The sequence below is a fragment of the Enterobacter wuhouensis genome (genome assembly GCF_035835995.1).
In the GTDB taxonomy this organism is placed as follows: Bacteria; Pseudomonadota; Gammaproteobacteria; order Enterobacterales; family Enterobacteriaceae; genus Enterobacter; species Enterobacter wuhouensis.
This window is the reverse complement of the sequence record NZ_CP142124.1, coordinates 2,507,483-2,524,604: the sequence shown is the minus strand read 5'-3', so window position 1 is coordinate 2,524,604 and position 17,122 is coordinate 2,507,483. Positions and strand designations below refer to the sequence as shown.

Below are 17,122 nucleotides of genomic sequence, written 5' to 3'. Positions count from 1 at the left end.
AAATATCATGCCCCGACCCATCCCCCTCGAACGTTATCGCAACATCGGTATCTCCGCGCATATCGATGCCGGTAAAACTACCACCACCGAGCGCATCCTGTTTTATACCGGGATGAGCCACAAGCTGGGTGAAGTACACGATGGCGCGGCAACCACCGACTGGATGGCGCAGGAGCAAGAGCGCGGGATCACCATTACTTCCGCCGCCGTAAGCTGCTTCTGGCCGGGTATGGACGGAGGCTTTGAGCCGCACCGGATCAACATCATCGACACCCCGGGGCACGTGGATTTCACCATTGAGGTGGAGCGATCCATGCGCGTGCTTGACGGCGCCGTAATGGTGTATGACTCAGTTGGAGGCGTGCAGCCCCAGTCCGAAACGGTCTGGCGTCAGGCGAATAAGTACCACGTCCCGCGCCTCGCGTTCGTCAACAAAATGGACCGCCCGGGTGCGGATTTCTTCCGCGTAGTGCGGATGATGCAGGAGCGCCTGAAGGCCAATCCGGTGCCGATTGTGATCCCCGTGGGCGCCGAGGAACATTTCACCGGCGTAGTGGATCTCATCAAGATGCGCACCATCCTCTGGGACGATGCGACCCAGGGCATGACGTTCAGCTATGCGCCGGTGCCTGACGATTTGCTCGCTAGCGCGCAGGAGTGGCGGGAAAAAATGGTCTCTGCGGCGGCAGAAGCCAGCGATGCGCTGATGGATAAGTACCTTGAGACCGGCGATCTCGATGAAGCCGAGATTATTCAGGGGCTGCGTATTCGTACCATTTCCGGCGAGATCCAGCCGATGCTGTGCGGCAGCGCGTTTAAAAATAAAGGCGTGCAGCGCATGCTTGACGCGGTTATCGAGCTGATGCCGTCCCCGCTGGACGTGCCGGCCATTGACGGCGTGGATGAAAAGGGCGAGCACGCGGAGCGTCACCCAAGCGATGACGAACCCTTCTCGGCGCTGGCCTTTAAGCTGATGAGCGATCCGTACGTCGGGCAGCTCACCTTCATCCGCGTGTACTCAGGCGTGCTGCGTAAGGGCGACGCGGTGTATAACCCGGTAAAAGGGAAGAAAGAGCGCATCGGGCGAATCGTGCTGATGCACGCCAACGATCGCCATGAGGTGGATGAACTGCGTGCGGGCGATATCGCGGCCTGCGTTGGGCTGAAGGATGTCACGACAGGCGACACCCTGACTGACCCGAACGCGGTGATTACGCTCGAACGGATGGAGTTCCCGGACCCGGTGATCTCTCTCGCCATCGAGCCGAAAACCAAGGCGGATCAGGAGAAAATGGGCCTCGCGCTGCAGCGTCTGGCGGCGGAAGATCCGTCGTTCCGCCTGCATACTGACGAAGAGTCCGGCCAGACGATCATCTCCGGAATGGGCGAGCTGCACCTGGAAATCATCGTCGACCGCATGAAGCGCGAGTTTGGCGTCGAGGCGAACATCGGTCGTCCGCAGGTCACCTACCGCGAAACGCTGCGTAAGGCGGTGAAGGATATCGAAGGCAAATTTGTGCGTCAGTCCGGAGGTAAAGGGCAGTACGGCCACGTGGTACTGAGCCTGGAGCCGACGGAGCCCGGAAGTGGCTTCACGTTTGAAGACGCCACCAAGGGCGGGGTGGTGCCGCGCGAGTATATTCCATCCGTGGAAAAAGGCCTGCGCGAAGCCATGAACAGCGGCGTGCTGGCGGGCTATCCGGTGGTCGACGTGAAAGCGACGCTGACGTTTGGTTCGTATCACGACGTCGACTCCTCGGAGATGGCCTTCCGCATGGCGGCGATCCTCGGGTTTAAAGAGGGTGCGCGCAGAGCGGATCCGGCGATACTGGAGCCGGTAATGCACGTGGAGGTGGAAACGCCGGAAGAGTACGCCGGGAACATTATGGGCGATCTCTCTTCCCGCCGCGGCATGGTGCAGGGAATGGCCGAACAGTACGGCAGCCAGATCATTCGTGCTGACGTGCCGCTGGCGGAGATGTTTGGCTATGCCACCACGCTGCGCTCGATGTCGCAGGGGCGCGCAACGTACACGATGGAGTTCCATCATTTTGCGGAAGCCCCGCGAAATGTGGCGGATGATATTATTGCACGGCGTGCGAAGTAGTTAATTCCACACGGCAGCTTTAGGGCTGCCGTGTGGTTTGTGTTATTTCAGATTTTCGTTACGCAGTATTTCTTGTCGCGAAACGGACTGAACCTTCCAGATCCCTTTTTCTTTGACCATACAGTCGATGACCGTGTACTCCTGGTTTTTACCAAACGACACGTAAATATTCGTGCAAACCGGATCGTACTCGGATGAAACCACCGTCACATTCTCTGCCCAATCTTCCTCAATATCCTGCGCCTTAAGGAAGAAATCAGCATCATAAAACTCGTCGTCAGCGAAACGAGGGTCCTGCGCATGCCTTAATTTCTTCATGGTATCTGCAGTGACGTACTCTTCTATTTTCGCATTGTCCATAATGGGGAAATTATTAGCAGCATATTGACTGATGTACCATTTATTAAACCTTAATGCGGTTTTAGCTGCGTTATCAATCTCTTCGGCATGTGCAGCGCTGGTTAATAACAGAATAAAAATTAAGGCGGCTTTCATATTAATAGTGCCTGTAAAGCTGAAACGCTGGATGAGCTTTTCTGTATGCGGATCCAGGATACAGAGTGCGCTGAGCGAAATCGCTTAGCCATTGATGACCATCATAAATACAAACATGACCATCGGGATGATTTTCTATGGACTGTATAACAACCACGTCGCCTAACTGTGGGGCACCAGTGATTTTTTGAAACCCAACCTGAGACAATGTCAGCCCCATGTTCTTTGCTGACCCGGTTCCATGTATAGGTAGGCCGCCAGCAATGATGGCATTTTTCACAAAGAGCTCACATTTTCGATGGCTTTCGTGATAGACATGATTTTTTGCATACTCGACTGCAGCATATTTATTCCATGACATAGATATTTCCTTATCGATAGGTACAACTTCAATCGCATCAGAAATATCCTCCGTTTTACATCGCCATGGTAAACATTAAATGCCATAGGAAGTTTATATATATCAGCAATATATAATCATTAAAATCAATCCGGCGCCTTCACCATCTTCCCGCTCGTCACAAATGTTCCGGCCCCCAGATGATGCAGCGTATTCAGTTTATCCCCGTCAAACTGCCAGCGCCCGGCCACAAACGCGCGTTCATCGGCAGCCGCTGAAACCACTTCACCGAACAGCGTGTCATATTTTTCTGCCGCTGCGGTAACGGGTAATAAGCGGCACTCCATCCACGCCAGGCATTTCTCTTCTATCACCGGCAGGCCCAGTTCCGGTCCGTTTACAACCGGTATCCCGTAGCAGTTGAACTTATCTTCATCGCGCCCGCTGACGCTGCCCACGGCGTACGTCCAGTTGGCCGCCGCGACGCCCGGAATGACGATGCCAAACGTGCCGCTGCGCTCAATCAGCTCCCGCGACCAGGCGCTTTTGTCCACCACAATCGCAATGCGCGGCGGCTCAAACTCGACGGGCATCGACCACGCGGCGGCCATCACGTTACGCCTGCCGATGTTCTCATCGCGGCTGGTAATAAGCACCGTAGGGCCATGATTCAGTAAACGGCTGGCATGTTTTAATTCAACAGGGCGAAACGCGCTCATCGTTTTTCCTTTCAATAATTTTTTTGCAGTAAACGCCTCAAGGATAGCCGAAATCAAGCCGCAACATTAACGTCATGGTTTCGTCACACTCGCTCCCTACAGTGGCGGACAGTAAATCCCAAAGAGGATAACATTATGCTGACCTCCATAACGCTCAAAAGCGTCTCGTATGCTTTTGGCGCGAACACCGTTTTGAATCAAATCGATCTGCACATTGATGCAGGCAGCGTGGTAGCGCTGCTGGGGCCATCAGGCTGCGGGAAAAGTACGCTGTTACGGCTGCTGGCAGGGCTAACGCAGCCGGCCGGGGGCGAAATCCACTTTGGTGAACGCCAGGTCGCGAAGCCGGGCTGGTCGCTGCCGCCAGAGGCACGCGACATCGGCATGGTCTTTCAGGACTATGCGCTCTGGCCGCATATGACGGTGGCGCAGAACGTGGCCTTCCCGCTCAGAATGCGCAATATCCCACGCCAGCAACGCGATGTTCGCGTGGCTCAGGCGCTCTCCCGCGTCGGGCTAGGCGCGTTTGCCGATCGTAAACCGGCGGGGCTGTCCGGCGGACAACAGCAGCGCGTGGCGTTGGCCAGGGCGATCGTTGCCGAACCTCGCGTGCTGCTCTTCGACGAACCGCTCTCCAACCTCGACAGCGAACTGCGTGAATCACTTTGCCTGGAGATGGCCACACTGCTGCGCCAGCTCGGCACGACCGCCGTGTATGTTACCCACGACCGCCGGGAGGCTGAAATCCTGGCCGACCGCATCGTGCATTTATCTGCCGGCAGCGTCGCTGCCGATCGTTTGATTTCATCCTCAGGGGAGTTTGCATGAAAGCCACCATGTCCGTGAAAAAAGGAGTTCTGCTCGCAATGGCGTTATCTTCCGTCATGATGTCCAGCGCCCATGCGCTCACTGTCTACACTGCCGGGCCGGGTTCGCTGGCAAAAAATCTGGCTAGCGGATTTGAAAAGAAAACGGGCGTGAAGGTCGATATCTTCCAGGCAACAACCGGGAAGGTGATGGCGCGTCTGGAGGCGGAGCAGGCCAATCCCCAGGCTGATATTTTGATCTCAGCCTCCTGGGATACGGCTGAAGATCTCCATACCCGCGGCTGGCTGCTGCCGTACCAGAGCGCCAACGCCGAAAAAGTACCTGCCGATCTGAAATCCGCAGATTACGTGGCGCAGGGCGTCTCGGCGCTGGGTATCGTCTGGAACACCAAAAGCGGCACGCCGGAACCAAAAGAGTGGCAGGATCTGACCACTGACGCGTTCAGGGATAAAGTGACCACGCCAGACCCTGCGCTTTCGGGCGCATCGCTGGATTTGCTGATCGGGTTACAAAACGGCATGGGCGATAACGCCTGGGCGCTGTTTGACGCGCTAAAAAAGAACGGCATGGTGGTCAGCGGCCCGAACGCGCAGGCGGTTACGCCGGTCATGCAGGGCGCCAAGGCCGCGGTATTTGGCGCGGTGGACTATGTCTCCTTTGGCAACATCAGCCAGGGTGAATCCCTGAAGGTGATCTTCCCGGCCAGCGGCACGGTGATTGCGCCGCGTCCGATGATGATCCTCAAGTCGACGCAGCACGCCGACGACGCGAAGGCCTTCGTTGATTATGTTCTGTCGCCAGAAGGTCAGGCGATGGTGGCCGATGCGTGGCTGATGCCCGCGCGTAATGACGTCAAAGCGAAGCGCCCGCTGCTTAACGAATTGCACGTGCTGCCAACCAAAAGCGACGGCACCAGCACGCGCAGCGATATCCTCAAGCGCTTTAACGCGATTTTCTCTCTGTAATTCACCTGACGGGGGCAACCCCGTCTTCAGGATTGCCCGTGAATCAACGAATGTTATCGGTGATGACGCTGGCGCTGCTGGTTATGCTGGTGGCGTTACCGCTGTCGTTTATCGCGCTGCAGGCGGTGTTTCCGCAGTTTAGCGCAGGCGTTTTAACCGGCGCATTTAGCGGCGTGCAGACGCTCCTCGCTGAACCGCAGCTGCCCACGATGCTCGGCGGCACGCTTCAGGTGGGGATCGGCGTCGCGCTGGTCAGTGCGCTGATAGGATTCCCCCTGGGCGTGGCGCGCGGCCTGCTGAACCTGCCGCTGCCGCGTCTCTGGGACGTGCTGTTTTTGGTCCCGTTCCTGACGCCGCCCTACATTGCGGCGCTTTCGTGTATGCTGGTGCTACAAACCAATGGCTATTTGCAGCAGCTCACCGGCATCAGCCTCAACGATCTGCTGTTCAGCAAAACCGGCATCGTGCTGGTGATGGCGCTGAATATTTTTCCCGTGGTCTATTTTGCCGTCTCGCGCAGCCTGCTGGCGAGCGGGCAGCGTCTGGCGATGGTCGCCCGCGTCCACGGCGCAAGCGCGGGGAGGGCGTTCTGGCATATCACGCTGCCGATGCTGTCGCCGTCGCTGGCCGCCGGAATGCTGCTGGCGTTTACGCTGGCGATTGAGGAGTTCGGCGTGCCTGCCGCGCTCGGCACGCGCGCGGGCGTGCTGATGCTGACAACGGACATCGAAAAGAAGCTGGCCGACTGGCCGGTCGATCTGTCCGGGGCGTCCATGCTCTCCGTGGTGCTGGTGTTCATTGCGCTTAGCGCCTGGGCGATACAAAAAAAGCTGACCGGTCATCACGACGTAACCAGCATTACCGGCAAACCCACGGAAAACACGGGCGCGGATGCAGGCGTTTTCACGCTGCCGATTGTGGTGGTAATGGCCGCGGTGGGTATGCTCGCCGCGATCCTGCCCGGCGTTTCAATGGCGCTATCCGGCGTGCTGGGAACATTATCAGGCGGTGTGTCGTTCGAAAACGTGACGCTGTCACACTACGGGGCGCTGTTCAGCCAGCAGGGGGATGCGCTTTCCGCCCTGGGAACCAGTCTGTCGCTGGCGCTGGCTACCGCTCTTTTCACCGGAGCCTTAGGCTTGCTGGCCTCCTGGCTGGTGGTGGTGCAGAAGATAAAAGGGCGCGGCGTGCTGGACGCGCTCTCGCTGATGCCCGCCGCGCTGCCGGGGATTGTGGTCGGCGTTGGGCTGATCCTGCTCTGGAACCGTCCTTTCTGGCCGGTTTCGCCCTATAACAGCTGGGTGATTTTGCTGCTTTCCTATTGCTGTCTGCTGCTGCCGTGGCCGGTGCGCTACGTAGGGAGCGCGCTGCGCCAGCTTGGGGGCAATCTTGAGCCCGCCGCGCGGGTTCACGGCGCGTCGGCATTTCAGGCGCTGCGCTTTATCGTGATGCCGCTGGTGTCGCCCGCGCTGCTGGCGGCGATGCTGATGGTGTTTGCGATCGCCTCGCGCGAGCTGGTGACCTCTCTGCTGCTGGCCCCCGCAGGCACCCAGACGGTCTCGGTCTTTATCTGGCGTCAGTTTGAGCAGGGATCGGTCGGACAAGGCATGGCGATGGCAACCCTGACGCTGCTCACGGGGCTGGGGCTGATGCTAAGCGCGCTTGGCATCCTGCAGCGCACAGCGCGACGTTAAAAAGCACTTTTGCGCATATGGGCGTGAGAAAATAGTTTATAAACAGGGAATATCACATCAAGGAGCGAACCATGTCCCCATTTTTGAGTGCTTATTTTGCCCGAACAGGCTGGCAACAGCCTGCTCAGGTTGATATCGACACCCTGCGCGCGCTGCATTTACACCACAACTGCGCGATCCCCTTCGAGAACATCGACGTCGTTTTGCCCCGCGAAATTCACCTTGACGATCAATGCCTGGTGGACAAGCTGGTGACGGCGCGCCGCGGCGGATATTGCTTCGAGCAAAACGGACTGTTCGAACGCGTACTGCGCGAGGTAGGGTTTACGGTGCGCAGCGTTCTGGGGCGCGTGGTTCTTGCTAATCCACCGCAAATGCCGCCGCGCACGCATCGCCTGCTGCTGGTTGAGCTGAACGGTGAGCGCTGGATCGCCGACGTGGGGTTTGGCGGCCAGACGCTGACGGCGCCAATTCGCCTCATCGCCAACGAGGCGCAGGAAACGCCGCACGGTCTGTACCGTTTGCTGAGTGAAGGGAACGACTGGGTTCTGCAGTTCCGCCACCACGAACACTGGCAGTCGATGTACCATTTTGACCTTGTGACGCAGTACTTCAACGACTACGTAATGGGTAACTTCTGGTCGGCCCACTGGCCGCAGTCGCATTTCCGTCACCATTTATTGATGTGTCGCCATCTGCCCGACGGCGGCAAGCTGACGCTGACCAACCTGCACTTTACCCACTGGAAGAACGGGCACGTAGAGGAGCAGATCCACCTGCCGGATGCGAAGGCGCTTTATGCGCTGATGCAGGAACGATTTGGGTTAGGCGTTGACGATCCCAAACACGGTTTCTCGCTGGCCGAGCTGACGGCGGTCATGGCGGGGTTTGAAACGCATCCGCAGGCGGGGAAATAGGGAATAATGGACCCTGCAGGCTGATGCCCTCACCCCGGCCCTCTCCCACAGGGAGAGGGTGCAAACATAAAACGGCAACGAAGGTTGCCGTTCTACTTTTACCTCGCCACCCGACGTATTAACGGCGCGATCTCACCACCTGATACCGACGAGTAAAATACTCAAACGGCGCGCTCCACACGTGCACCAGACGCGTGAACGGGAAAATCAGGAAGATGGTCATCCCCAGCACCAGGTGAAGGCGGAAGATCGGCGCAACGCCGCTCAGCATCTCAGACGATCCGCCCTTGAAGGTCACGATCCCCTGCGCCCAGCCGACCAGCTTCATCATCTCGCTCCCGTCGGGATACTGCGCCGAGAAGGGGATCGTAGTCAGCCCCAGGATGCACTGGAAGAGCAGAATGCTCATGATAATGATATCCGGCGTGGTGGAGGTGGCTCTTACGCGCTGGTTGAACAGGCGGCGGTAGAGCAGCATCGAGCCTCCGACCAGGGTCAGCACGCCGCAAACCCCGCCCGCAATCATCGCCAGCTGCTGTTTCACGGCAACGGGTAAAAACCAGGCGTACATCCAGTGCGGGGTTAACATCCCGAACAGGTGCCCGAAGAATATCCCCAGGATCCCGATATGAAACAGGTTAGACGCCCAGTTCATCCCGCGCTTGCTCAGCAGCTGGCTGGATGAGGCGCGCCAAGTATATTGCCCGTAGTCATAGCGCAACCAGCTGCCGAGGAAGAAAACGGTCGCGCAGATATAGGGGTAAATGTCATAAAAAAACACGTTGAGGTAATGCATCATTTTGGGCCTCCGGCGCTGACGTCCACGTACTGCGGCGCGACGTCCTGGCTAAAGCGTCGTTGATATTGCTGCATCGGCGAGCTGTCGCACGACGTCGCGTTGTCTTCGATAAACTTCACCTGTTCCTCTTCCCAGACGGCGTCGAGCGCCTGACGGGTGTCATCCCGCTTTTCACCTGAAACCTGTTTCGCCACGCTGTCGCTGGTCAGCCGCGTGCCTGCCAGCGTCAGAAGGGCGTCAAAAAGTTGATACTGCGCCACTCCGCGCTGCTTCAGGCGTCCGCCAATCAGCGCCAGAATAGGCGCGACGTTTTGCAGACCCTCCCGCGCCTCCTCGTCGGTCACGATGCTGAGATATTCCAGGTAGAGCGGCAGATAGTCCGGCAGCTCGCGGCAGTCCAGCTGCAGGCCGGCCTTCTCGTACTGGCTCATCAGGTCGACCATCGCCTGACCGCGATCGCGGGACTCGGCGTGAACGTGCTCAAACAGCAGCAGCGAGGTCGCGCGACCGCGTTCAAACACTTCACACCATTCGGCCTGCTTGTCCAGCAGCGGGGCGCTCAGGTGCTGCTGCGCAAACGGCAGCAGCATGGGCGCATCCTGCTCAACCAGAGAAAGCGCCTCATCGCGGTTTTCCCACAGCAGCTCATCGGGATACTCAATGAGCAGCGCGATGATTTTGAGGATCTGCATTATTCTCCCTCCCCGTGTTCGCGCACTTCGGTGATGTTGATCGCGTCGATGCGGCTGCTGTTGAAGAGGTTGAATTTGGTGTCGGAGCCGTGGCAGCCGTCGCCAAAAGTAAAGCCGCAGCCGTTTTTCTCCGGGAAGGCGTCGCGCGCCATTTCGCGGTGGCTGGTCGGGATCACGAAGCGGTCTTCGTAGTTGGCAATGGCCAGATAACGATACATCTCCTCAACCTGCGCCTCGGTCAGGCCCACCTCTTCGATGGCGCGGGTGTCGGTCACGCCTTCCACGGTTTGAGAGCGTTTGTAATGACGCATCGCCATCATGCGCTTCAGGGCGCGCAGCACCGGGCCGGTATCGCCCGCGCTGAGCATGTTTGCAAGGTACTGGACCGGAATGCGCAGGTTCTCTACCGCAGGGAGCACGCCGTCGTTCATCGGCAGGCCGCCCGCGTCGGCGTAAGACTGAATCGGCGACAGCGGCGGAACGTACCAGACCATCGGCAGGGTGCGGTATTCCGGGTGCAGCGGCAGCGCCAGCTTCCAGTCCATCGCCAGTTTATAAACCGGTGAGCGCTGGGCGGCGTCAATGACGTTCTGCGGAATACCTTGTTTGACGGCTTCTTCAATCACCGCCGGATCGTGCGGGTCCAGGAACACGTCGCACTGGCGCTCGTACAGATCGGTTTCATGCTCGGTGCTCGCCGCTTCTTCAATGCGGTCCGCGTCGTACAGCAGCACGCCGAGGTAGCGAATGCGCCCGACGCAGGTTTCGGAGCAGACGGTAGGCTGCCCGGACTCAATGCGCGGATAGCAGAAGATGCATTTTTCCGACTTGCCGCTCTTCCAGTTGAAGTAGATTTTTTTGTACGGACAGCCGCTGATGCACAGGCGCCAGCCGCGGCATTTATCCTGGTCGATCAGCACGATGCCGTCCTCTTCGCGCTTGTAAATTGCGCCGCTCGGACAGGTCGCGGCACAGCTCGGGTTCAGACAGTGCTCGCACAGGCGCGGCAGATACATCATGAAGGTGTTTTCAAACTGGCCGTACATCTCCTTCTGGATCTTCTGGAAGTTGCGGTCGCGGGCGCGTTTTTCAAACTCGCCGCCGAGCAACTCCTCCCAGTTAGGCCCCCAGACGATTTTGTCCATCCGCTTGCCGTCGATGAGCGAGCGGGGGCGGGCGGTCGGGAGATGATCGCCCTCCGGCGCGCGGTGCAGATCCTGATAGTCAAAGGTGAAAGGCTCATAGTAATCGTCGATTTGCGGCATGACGGGGTTAGAAAAAATCTTCGACAGCACGCCGAGCTTGCTGCCAAGACGCGGGGTCAGTTTGCCGTGAATGCCGCGGATCCAGCCGCCTTGCCACTCGTCCTGATCTTCCCAGTTTTTCGGATAGCCGATCCCCGGCTTGGTTTCGACGTTGTTAAACCACGCATATTCCATGCCTTCGCGCCCGGTCCAGACGTTCTTACAGGTGACCGAGCAGGTGTGACACCCAATGCATTTATCGAGATTCAGAACCATGCCAACCTGTGAGCGTATTTTCATTTTTTCGCCTCCTGTACCTGATCCCGACCTTCGCCATCCAGCCAGTTAATGTTTTTCATTTTGCGGATCATGATGAACTCGTCGCGGTTGGAGCCGACGGTGCCGTAATAGTTGAAGCTGTACGCCAGCTGCGCGTAGCCGCCAATCATGTGCGTCGGTTTCGGGCAGACGCGGGTGACGGAGTTGTGGATCCCGCCGCGACGCCCGGTCACCTCTGAACCCGGAATGTTCAGAATGCGCTCCTGGGCGTGGTACATCATGGTCATGCCCGGCGGCACGCGCTGGCTGACCACCGCGCGGGCGGTGAGGGCGCCGTTGGCGTTGAAGGCCTCGATCCAGTCGTTATCCTCGATGCCTAACTCACGGGCGTCGGTCTCGCTGATCCAGACAATCGGCCCGCCGCGCGACAGCGTCTGCATCAGCAGGTTTTCGCTGTAGGTGGAGTGGATGCCCCACTTCTGGTGCGGCGTCAGGAAGTTGAGCGCCTTCTCCGGGAAGCCGTTCGGCGGGATCTCGCGCATATGGGTCACGCTTCGGGTATCGATCGGCGGACGATAGGCCACCAGGCTCTCACCGAAGGCGCGCATCCAGGCGTGATCCTGATACAGCTGCTGACGGCCGGAAAGGGTGCGCCAGGGGATCAGCTCGTGCACGTTGGTGTAGCCTGCGTTATAGGAGACGTGCTCGCTCTCAAGGCCGGACCACGTCGGGCTGGAGATGATTTTGCGCGGCTGCGCCTGGATGTCGCGGAAGCGAATTTTTTCGTCTTCTTTGTTCAACGCCAGGTGGGTGTGGTCGCGCCCGGTTAGCTGGCCCAGCGCTTCCCAGGCCTTCACCGCAACCTGACCGTTGGTTTCAGGCGCGAGGGCGAGGATCACCTCGGAGGCGTCAATCGCCGTCTCGATCAGCGGGCGACCTTTCGCCGGACCGTCGAGCTTGACGTAGTTCAGCTTGCCGAGGAAATCGACCTCGTTTTGCGTATTCCACGAAATGCCTTTCCCGCCGTTGCCGAGCTTGTCCAGCAGCGGGCCGAGAGAGGTGAAGCGCTCGTAGGTTTCGGGATAGTTACGTTCAACGACGGCAATGCTCGGCGCGGTTTTACCGGGGATCAGGTCGCACTCGCCCTTGCGCCAGTCCTGAATATCAAACGGCTGAGACAGTTCCGCCGGGGAGTCGTGCTGCAGCGGCTGCAGCACCACGTCGGTTTCGGTACCCAGATGGCCGACGCAGACTTCGGAGAAGACTTTGGCGAGGCCCTTGTAGATCTCCCAGTCGCTGCGCGATTCCCACGCCGGATCGACGGCGGCGGAGAGCGGGTGAATAAACGGATGCATATCCGAAGTATTCATGTCGTCTTTTTCGTACCAGGTCGCCGTTGGCAGCACGATATCCGAGAACAGGCAGGTGCTGGACATGCGGAAGTCGAGCGTCACCAGCAGGTCGAGCTTGCCCTCGATGGCGGCGGTCTGCCATTCCACCTCCTCAGGCTTCACGTCGTCCGTTGAGCCCAAATCTTCCCCCTGAATCCCGCTTTCGGTGCCCAGCAGGTATTTCAGCATGTATTCGTGGCCTTTCCCGGACGAGCCGAGCAGGTTAGAGCGCCAGACGAACAGGTTACGCGGGTGATTTTTGCCGTTGTCGGGCTGTTCGCAGGCGAAGCGGATATCGCCCGACTTCAACGCCTGAACCGTGTAGTCCTGCGGGGTCATGCCCGCAGCCTCCGCGCGCGCCTTCACGTGCAGCGGGTTAAGGTTGAGCTGCGGGGCAGACGGCAGCCAGCCCATGCGCTCTGCGCGAACGTTGAAGTCGATCAGGTGCCCGGTGAATTTCGACGCGTCGGCCAGCGGGGAGAGCAGCTCCTGCGCGGTCAGCTTTTCATAGCGCCACTGGCTGGCGTGGTTATAGAAATACGACGTGCTGTTCATCTGGCGCGGCGGACGGTTCCAGTCCAGCGCGAAGGCCAGCGGCAGCCAGCCGGTCTGCGGGCGCAGCTTTTCCTGGCCGACATAGTGTGACCAGCCGCCGCCGCTCTGCCCGACGCAGCCGCAGAAGACCAGCATGTTGATCATCCCGCGGTAGTTCATGTCCATGTGATACCAGTGGTTCACCCCGGCACCGAGGATGATCATGGAGCGGCCGTGGGTTTTGTGCGCCGTGTCGGCAAACTCGCGGGCGATTTTTTCTATCAGATAAGCGGGTACGCCGGTAATCTGCTCGCCCCACGCCGGGGTGTAGGCTTTGACCTCGCCGTAGCTGCCCGCCGCGTTGCCGTCTTCCAGACCGCGATCCAGGCCGTAGTTTGCCAGCACAAGATCGTACACGCTGACCACGCGCTTCTGGCTGCCGTCGGCGAGCGTCAGGGTTTTGCTCGGCACGCGGCGCGTCAGCACCGGTTCCTGCTTCACGCTGCGGAAGTGCGGGTTTTCATTGCCGCCAAAGTAGGGGAAGGCGACATCCGCCACGCTGTCATGGGTAATCAGCAGGGAGAGGGTCAGCTCGGTTTCCTGTCCAGCGGCCAGCGACTCCAGGTTCCATTTGCCTTTTTCGCCCCAGCGAAAGCCAATCGAACCGTTCGGCACCACCAGGTTACCGGCTACGTCGAAAGCGATGGTTTTCCACTCCGGGTTATTGGCCTCGCCCAGGCCGTCGGCCAGGTCGGAGGCGCGCAGCATTCGCCCCGGCACCACGCGGCCGTCCTCCTGCTCGTCAAGCAGCACCAGCATCGGCATGTCGGTGTAGCGGCGGCAGTAGTTGAGGAAGTAATCGCTCGGGTTGTCGAGGTGGAACTCTTTGAGGATCACGTGGCCCATCGCCATGGCGAGCGCGCTGTCGGTGCCCTGTTTTGGCGCCAGCCACTGATCGCTCAGCTTGGCGACTTCCGAGAAGTCCGGCGTGATGGCGACGGTTTTTGTGCCTTTGTAGCGCACCTCGGTAAAGAAGTGCGCGTCCGGGGTACGCGTCTGCGGCACGTTCGAGCCCCAGGCGATGATATAGCTGGAGTTATACCAGTCGGCGGACTCCGGCACGTCTGTCTGCTCGCCCCAGGTCATCGGCGAGGCGGGGGGCAAATCGCAGTACCAGTCATAGAAGCTCAGGCAGGTACCGCCGAGCAGGGAAAGATAGCGCGTACCGGCGGCGTAGGAGACCATCGACATTGCCGGAATAGGGGAAAAACCGGCCACGCGGTCCGGGCCGTAGTTTTTGATGGTCCAGACGTTAGCGGCGGCAATCAGCTGGTTTAGCTCTTTCCAGTTCGAGCGGATGAACCCGCCCTTACCGCGCGCCTTCCTGTAGCTCTGCGCCTTTTGCGGATCCTGTTGGATGGCATCCCAGGCCAGCACCGGATCGGTATGTTGTGCCAGCGCCTCGCGCCACAGCTCAATCAGCCTGCGCCGCACCAGCGGGTATTTCAGACGGTTAGCGCTGTAGAGATACCAGGAGTAGCTTGCGCCACGCGGGCAGCCGCGCGGCTCGTGGTTGGGCAGGTCAGGACGCGTACGAGGGTAGTCGGTCTGCTGGGTTTCCCAGGTGACCAGCCCGTTTTTGACGTAAATCTTCCAGCTGCAGGAGCCGGTACAGTTGACCCCGTGGGTGGATCGCACAATTTTGTCGAACTGCCAGCGCTGGCGGTAGCCGTCTTCCCAGTCACGGTTGGTGTTGTACACCTGCCCGTGGCCGTTGGCGAAGCTGTCGCCTTTTGTTTTGAAATAACGAAAGCGATCCAACAGTTTACTCATGACATTTCTCCTGCTTCGATAACATTGCCGGACGGCGCGAGCGCTATCCGGCAAAAGATAATTTGTTATTTTTGTGAGGATTTGCGGCCATACACCAGCCAGGTGACGAACACGCAGACGATGTAAAACACGAGGAATACTTTCATAGCGCCCACGGGCGAGCCGGTCATGGCCAGCGAGGTACCAAACGCCTTAGGAATAAAGAACCCGCCGACCGCACCGATGGCAGAAATAAAGCCCAGCGCCGCCGCGGTTTCTGTCACCGCTTCGTGCTGCGCCTGTTCGTCACTGCCGCCCTGTTGCTTGACGCGGGTGAGGGTGATTTGACGAAAAATAATGGCAATCATCTGGAAGGTGGAGCCGCTGCCCAGCCCGGCGGTGAGGAACAGGCCCATAAAGACCAGGTAGAAGGCAATAAAGCTGCCGGAGCCCGAGCCGGGCAGCGTCAGGAAGATCAGCGCGCTGAAAATGGCCATAAAGACGAAGTTAATCAGCGTTACGCGCACGCCGCCCAGCCTGTCGGAAATCATCCCGCCTGCCGAACGCGCCAGGGCACCAATTAAGGGGCCGAAGAAGGCGAGGTGCAGGATATTCACGTCCGGGAACTGGGTTTTTGACAGCATCGCAAAACCCGCCGAGAAACCGATAAACGAGCCAAAGGTGGCGAGGTAGAGCAGGCTAAGCAGCCAGAGGTGAAAGCGCTTCAGAACCGGAAGCTGGCTGGCGATGGAGGCTTTAGAGCTGGCAATGTCGTTCATACCAAAGAAGGCGGCGATGGTTGCCAGAAGCAGGAGCGGTGCCCAGATCCAGGCCGCGTTTGCCAGCCACATTGTCGAACCGTCGTCCTGAGGTACACCGTGCACGCCCAGGAACGTAAACATCGGCAGGAAGATCACCAGCGGGGCGACCAGCTGCATTACGCTGACGCCCAGATTACCGAGCCCGCCGTTGATTCCCAGCGCGCTACCCTGTTTGGCTTTCGGGAAGAAGAAGCTGATGTTACCCATGCTGGACGCAAAGTTGGCGCCAGCAAAACCGCAGAGGAGGGCAATCACGATAAAGACCCAGTAAGACGTCGCGGTGTTCTGAATCGCGATGCCAAGCCACACGCAGGGAATAATCAGGATCACGGTGCTTAATACCGTCCAGTAGCGCCCGCCGAATATCGGCACCATAAACGAATAGGGTACGCGCAATATCGCGCCAGAAAGGGAAGGTAATGCCGTTAGCATAAAAAGCTGATCGGTGGTGAAATGAAATCCCACTTTATTAAGATTTACCGCAATGGCGCTAAATAACATCCAAACGCAAAACGCCAGCAGCAGACAAGCGACAGAAATCCAAAGGTTTCTTCGGGCAATATGCTTCCCTTTATTCTCCCAAAATTGTTCGTTTTCCGGTTTCCAGTTACTAAGCAGGTAATGATTATTCTTCTCACTTTGTTGTGACATATCGCCCTCTTGCTTACCAAAAAAAAAGAGAAAAATGAAATTAAAACAGAGAGATAACAGAAGAAAAGTCGTTAACGTTATTGGATGTTTTGGGATACTTCTGAAAGGATAGATAAAAAAGCCAACCCCTGAGTTTAGAAAGGGAATAAGGGGTGGCTTTATGTGTTACCAATTGTAACTTTTTTCGGAAAATAATACTTATTAAGAGGTAGCAAACAATTCTAGAGAGATGAGTTTATCGAGATGCTTATTGAACGCGGCATCATCTATTTCGGGCATGTTAAGGACATAAATACCGTCAAGCCCGCATACCAGCCCAATTAGACGCCAGGCAATATTTTCGGCCCGGTCGGTAAGGGTAAATACGCCAGCGTCTCTTCCCGCCCGGATAATGGCAACCGTCTCCTGATGCCACATTTCCATCGTCAGAACATAAGCGCCTTTGATCTCCGCATCGCGGCTGGCGAGGATCTGCGCTTCTCGCCACAGACGGATGTAGGGCTCAAGGCCGCCCTCATCGCTGCCGAGCATGGCGTGCAGGCGCTCGCGCCAGGTTGCGTTTTCGCCGACCACCTCGGCATCCAGCAATTCGCGGATGAGGCGCACAAAGGCCAGCGATTTTAGCTCGCCGCCGGAAGCAAAATGGTGGTGGACCTGTCCGGTCGCGACGCCAGCTTCGTTGGCGATCCGCCGCACCGTCATCGCCCCCAGCCCTTCGGCCAGCGCCACGCGCATGGCGGCCTGCAGAATCTCTTCCCGTCGTTCGTCCTTGCTCAGATAACGCATTTTCACTCACTCTCAATGGGGACGAAACGAGTGTAACAAAGAGCTGGA

General features: G+C 58.4%; 14 protein-coding genes. 5 read left to right on the top strand and 9 right to left on the bottom strand.

From position 1 onward, the window contains the following. Nucleotides 1-7 precede the first annotated feature (7 nt). Nucleotides 8-2,107, top strand: coding sequence for an elongation factor G (gene fusA, locus VPX56_RS12145; RefSeq protein ID WP_326466547.1), 2,100 nt, complete (start codon nt 8-10; stop codon nt 2,105-2,107). 42 nt (nt 2,108-2,149) lie between these two features. On the opposite strand, the gene VPX56_RS12140 is transcribed toward fusA, so the two are convergent. The 3 genes from VPX56_RS12140 to VPX56_RS12130 form a co-directional block, all read right to left on the bottom strand. Then, a complete protein-coding gene (locus tag VPX56_RS12140; RefSeq protein ID WP_326466545.1) occupies nt 2,150-2,602 on the bottom strand; it encodes a DUF3828 domain-containing protein in 453 nt (150 codons plus the stop codon). Between the two features lies 1 nt (nt 2,603). Beyond that, nucleotides 2,604-2,963, bottom strand: a complete 360-nt coding sequence (locus tag VPX56_RS12135) for a CHAP domain-containing protein (RefSeq protein ID WP_326466543.1) — start codon at nt 2,961-2,963, stop codon at nt 2,604-2,606. 125 nt (nt 2,964-3,088) lie between these two features. After that, a complete protein-coding gene (locus tag VPX56_RS12130) occupies nt 3,089-3,661 on the bottom strand; it encodes a flavin reductase family protein (protein WP_326466542.1) in 573 nt (190 codons plus the stop codon). Between the two features lie 135 nt (nt 3,662-3,796). Here VPX56_RS12130 and VPX56_RS12125 point away from each other — a divergent pair, with 135 nt between their 5' ends. The 4 genes from VPX56_RS12125 (at nt 3,797) to nhoA (ending at nt 8,065) form a co-directional block, all read left to right on the top strand. Continuing rightward, nucleotides 3,797-4,489 (top strand): ABC transporter ATP-binding protein, encoded by a 693-nt coding sequence (locus VPX56_RS12125; RefSeq protein WP_326466540.1) that lies wholly within the window; start codon nt 3,797-3,799, stop codon nt 4,487-4,489. Beyond that, nucleotides 4,486-5,454 carry an ABC transporter substrate-binding protein gene (locus tag VPX56_RS12120; RefSeq protein WP_131632548.1) on the top strand — a complete coding sequence of 323 codons (969 nt, stop codon included), beginning with the start codon at nt 4,486-4,488 and terminating at the stop codon, nt 5,452-5,454. The genes VPX56_RS12125 and VPX56_RS12120 overlap by 4 nt, the downstream gene beginning before the upstream one ends. A gap of 38 nt (nt 5,455-5,492) precedes the next feature. Beyond that, on the top strand, nt 5,493-7,148 hold the full coding sequence (locus tag VPX56_RS12115; RefSeq protein ID WP_131632549.1) for an ABC transporter permease: 1,656 nt from the start codon (nt 5,493-5,495) through the stop codon (nt 7,146-7,148). A gap of 71 nt (nt 7,149-7,219) precedes the next feature. Beyond that, on the top strand, nt 7,220-8,065 hold the full coding sequence (gene nhoA / locus VPX56_RS12110) for an N-hydroxyarylamine O-acetyltransferase (RefSeq protein WP_131632550.1): 846 nt from the start codon (nt 7,220-7,222) through the stop codon (nt 8,063-8,065). A 118-nt stretch (nt 8,066-8,183) separates the two neighbouring features. Here nhoA and narI read toward each other — a convergent pair whose 3' ends face one another. The 6 genes from narI to VPX56_RS12080 form a co-directional block, all read right to left on the bottom strand. Further along, a complete protein-coding gene (gene narI / locus VPX56_RS12105) occupies nt 8,184-8,864 on the bottom strand; it encodes a respiratory nitrate reductase subunit gamma (RefSeq protein ID WP_131632551.1) in 681 nt (226 codons plus the stop codon). Next, the gene (narW, locus tag VPX56_RS12100; protein WP_131632552.1) at nt 8,861-9,556 is read right to left on the bottom strand and encodes a nitrate reductase molybdenum cofactor assembly chaperone; all 696 of its coding nucleotides are present in this window, start codon (nt 9,554-9,556) and stop codon (nt 8,861-8,863) included. The genes narI and narW overlap by 4 nt, the downstream gene beginning before the upstream one ends. After that, complete coding sequence (gene narH, locus VPX56_RS12095; protein WP_131632553.1) at nt 9,556-11,100, bottom strand: nitrate reductase subunit beta; 1,545 nt, start codon at nt 11,098-11,100, stop codon at nt 9,556-9,558. The genes narW and narH overlap by 1 nt, the downstream gene beginning before the upstream one ends. Beyond that, on the bottom strand, nt 11,097-14,837 hold the full coding sequence (locus VPX56_RS12090; protein ID WP_131632554.1) for a nitrate reductase subunit alpha: 3,741 nt from the start codon (nt 14,835-14,837) through the stop codon (nt 11,097-11,099). Before VPX56_RS12090 ends, narH begins: the two co-directional genes overlap by 4 nt. A gap of 65 nt (nt 14,838-14,902) precedes the next feature. Then, on the bottom strand, nt 14,903-16,288 hold the full coding sequence (locus VPX56_RS12085) for a NarK family nitrate/nitrite MFS transporter (protein WP_131632555.1): 1,386 nt from the start codon (nt 16,286-16,288) through the stop codon (nt 14,903-14,905). A gap of 201 nt (nt 16,289-16,489) precedes the next feature. Beyond that, nucleotides 16,490-17,074 carry a TetR family transcriptional regulator gene (locus VPX56_RS12080; RefSeq protein WP_326472045.1) on the bottom strand — a complete coding sequence of 195 codons (585 nt, stop codon included), beginning with the start codon at nt 17,072-17,074 and terminating at the stop codon, nt 16,490-16,492. Between the last annotated feature and the right edge of the window lie 48 nt (nt 17,075-17,122).

Excerpts from the sequence above, each read along its gene's own strand:
- narW (WP_131632552.1), bottom strand. The coding sequence starts at position 9,556 with ATGCAGATCCTCAAAATCATCGCGCTGCTCATTGAGTATCCCGATGAG.
- narH (WP_131632553.1), bottom strand. The coding sequence starts at position 11,100 with ATGAAAATACGCTCACAGGTTGGCATGGTTCTGAATCTCGATAAATGC.
- VPX56_RS12140 (WP_326466545.1), bottom strand. The coding sequence starts at position 2,602 with ATGAAAGCCGCCTTAATTTTTATTCTGTTATTAACCAGCGCTGCACAT.
- VPX56_RS12130 (WP_326466542.1), bottom strand. The coding sequence starts at position 3,661 with ATGAGCGCGTTTCGCCCTGTTGAATTAAAACATGCCAGCCGTTTACTG.
- VPX56_RS12085 (WP_131632555.1), bottom strand. The coding sequence starts at position 16,288 with ATGTCACAACAAAGTGAGAAGAATAATCATTACCTGCTTAGTAACTGG.
- VPX56_RS12120 (WP_131632548.1), top strand. The coding sequence starts at position 4,486 with ATGAAAGCCACCATGTCCGTGAAAAAAGGAGTTCTGCTCGCAATGGCG.
- VPX56_RS12090 (WP_131632554.1), bottom strand. The coding sequence starts at position 14,837 with ATGAGTAAACTGTTGGATCGCTTTCGTTATTTCAAAACAAAAGGCGAC.
- VPX56_RS12135 (WP_326466543.1), bottom strand. The coding sequence starts at position 2,963 with ATGTCATGGAATAAATATGCTGCAGTCGAGTATGCAAAAAATCATGTC.
- VPX56_RS12125 (WP_326466540.1), top strand. The coding sequence starts at position 3,797 with ATGCTGACCTCCATAACGCTCAAAAGCGTCTCGTATGCTTTTGGCGCG.
- fusA (WP_326466547.1), top strand. The coding sequence starts at position 8 with ATGCCCCGACCCATCCCCCTCGAACGTTATCGCAACATCGGTATCTCC.
- nhoA (WP_131632550.1), top strand. The coding sequence starts at position 7,220 with ATGTCCCCATTTTTGAGTGCTTATTTTGCCCGAACAGGCTGGCAACAG.
- VPX56_RS12080 (WP_326472045.1), bottom strand. The coding sequence starts at position 17,074 with ATGCGTTATCTGAGCAAGGACGAACGACGGGAAGAGATTCTGCAGGCC.
- narI (WP_131632551.1), bottom strand. The coding sequence starts at position 8,864 with ATGATGCATTACCTCAACGTGTTTTTTTATGACATTTACCCCTATATC.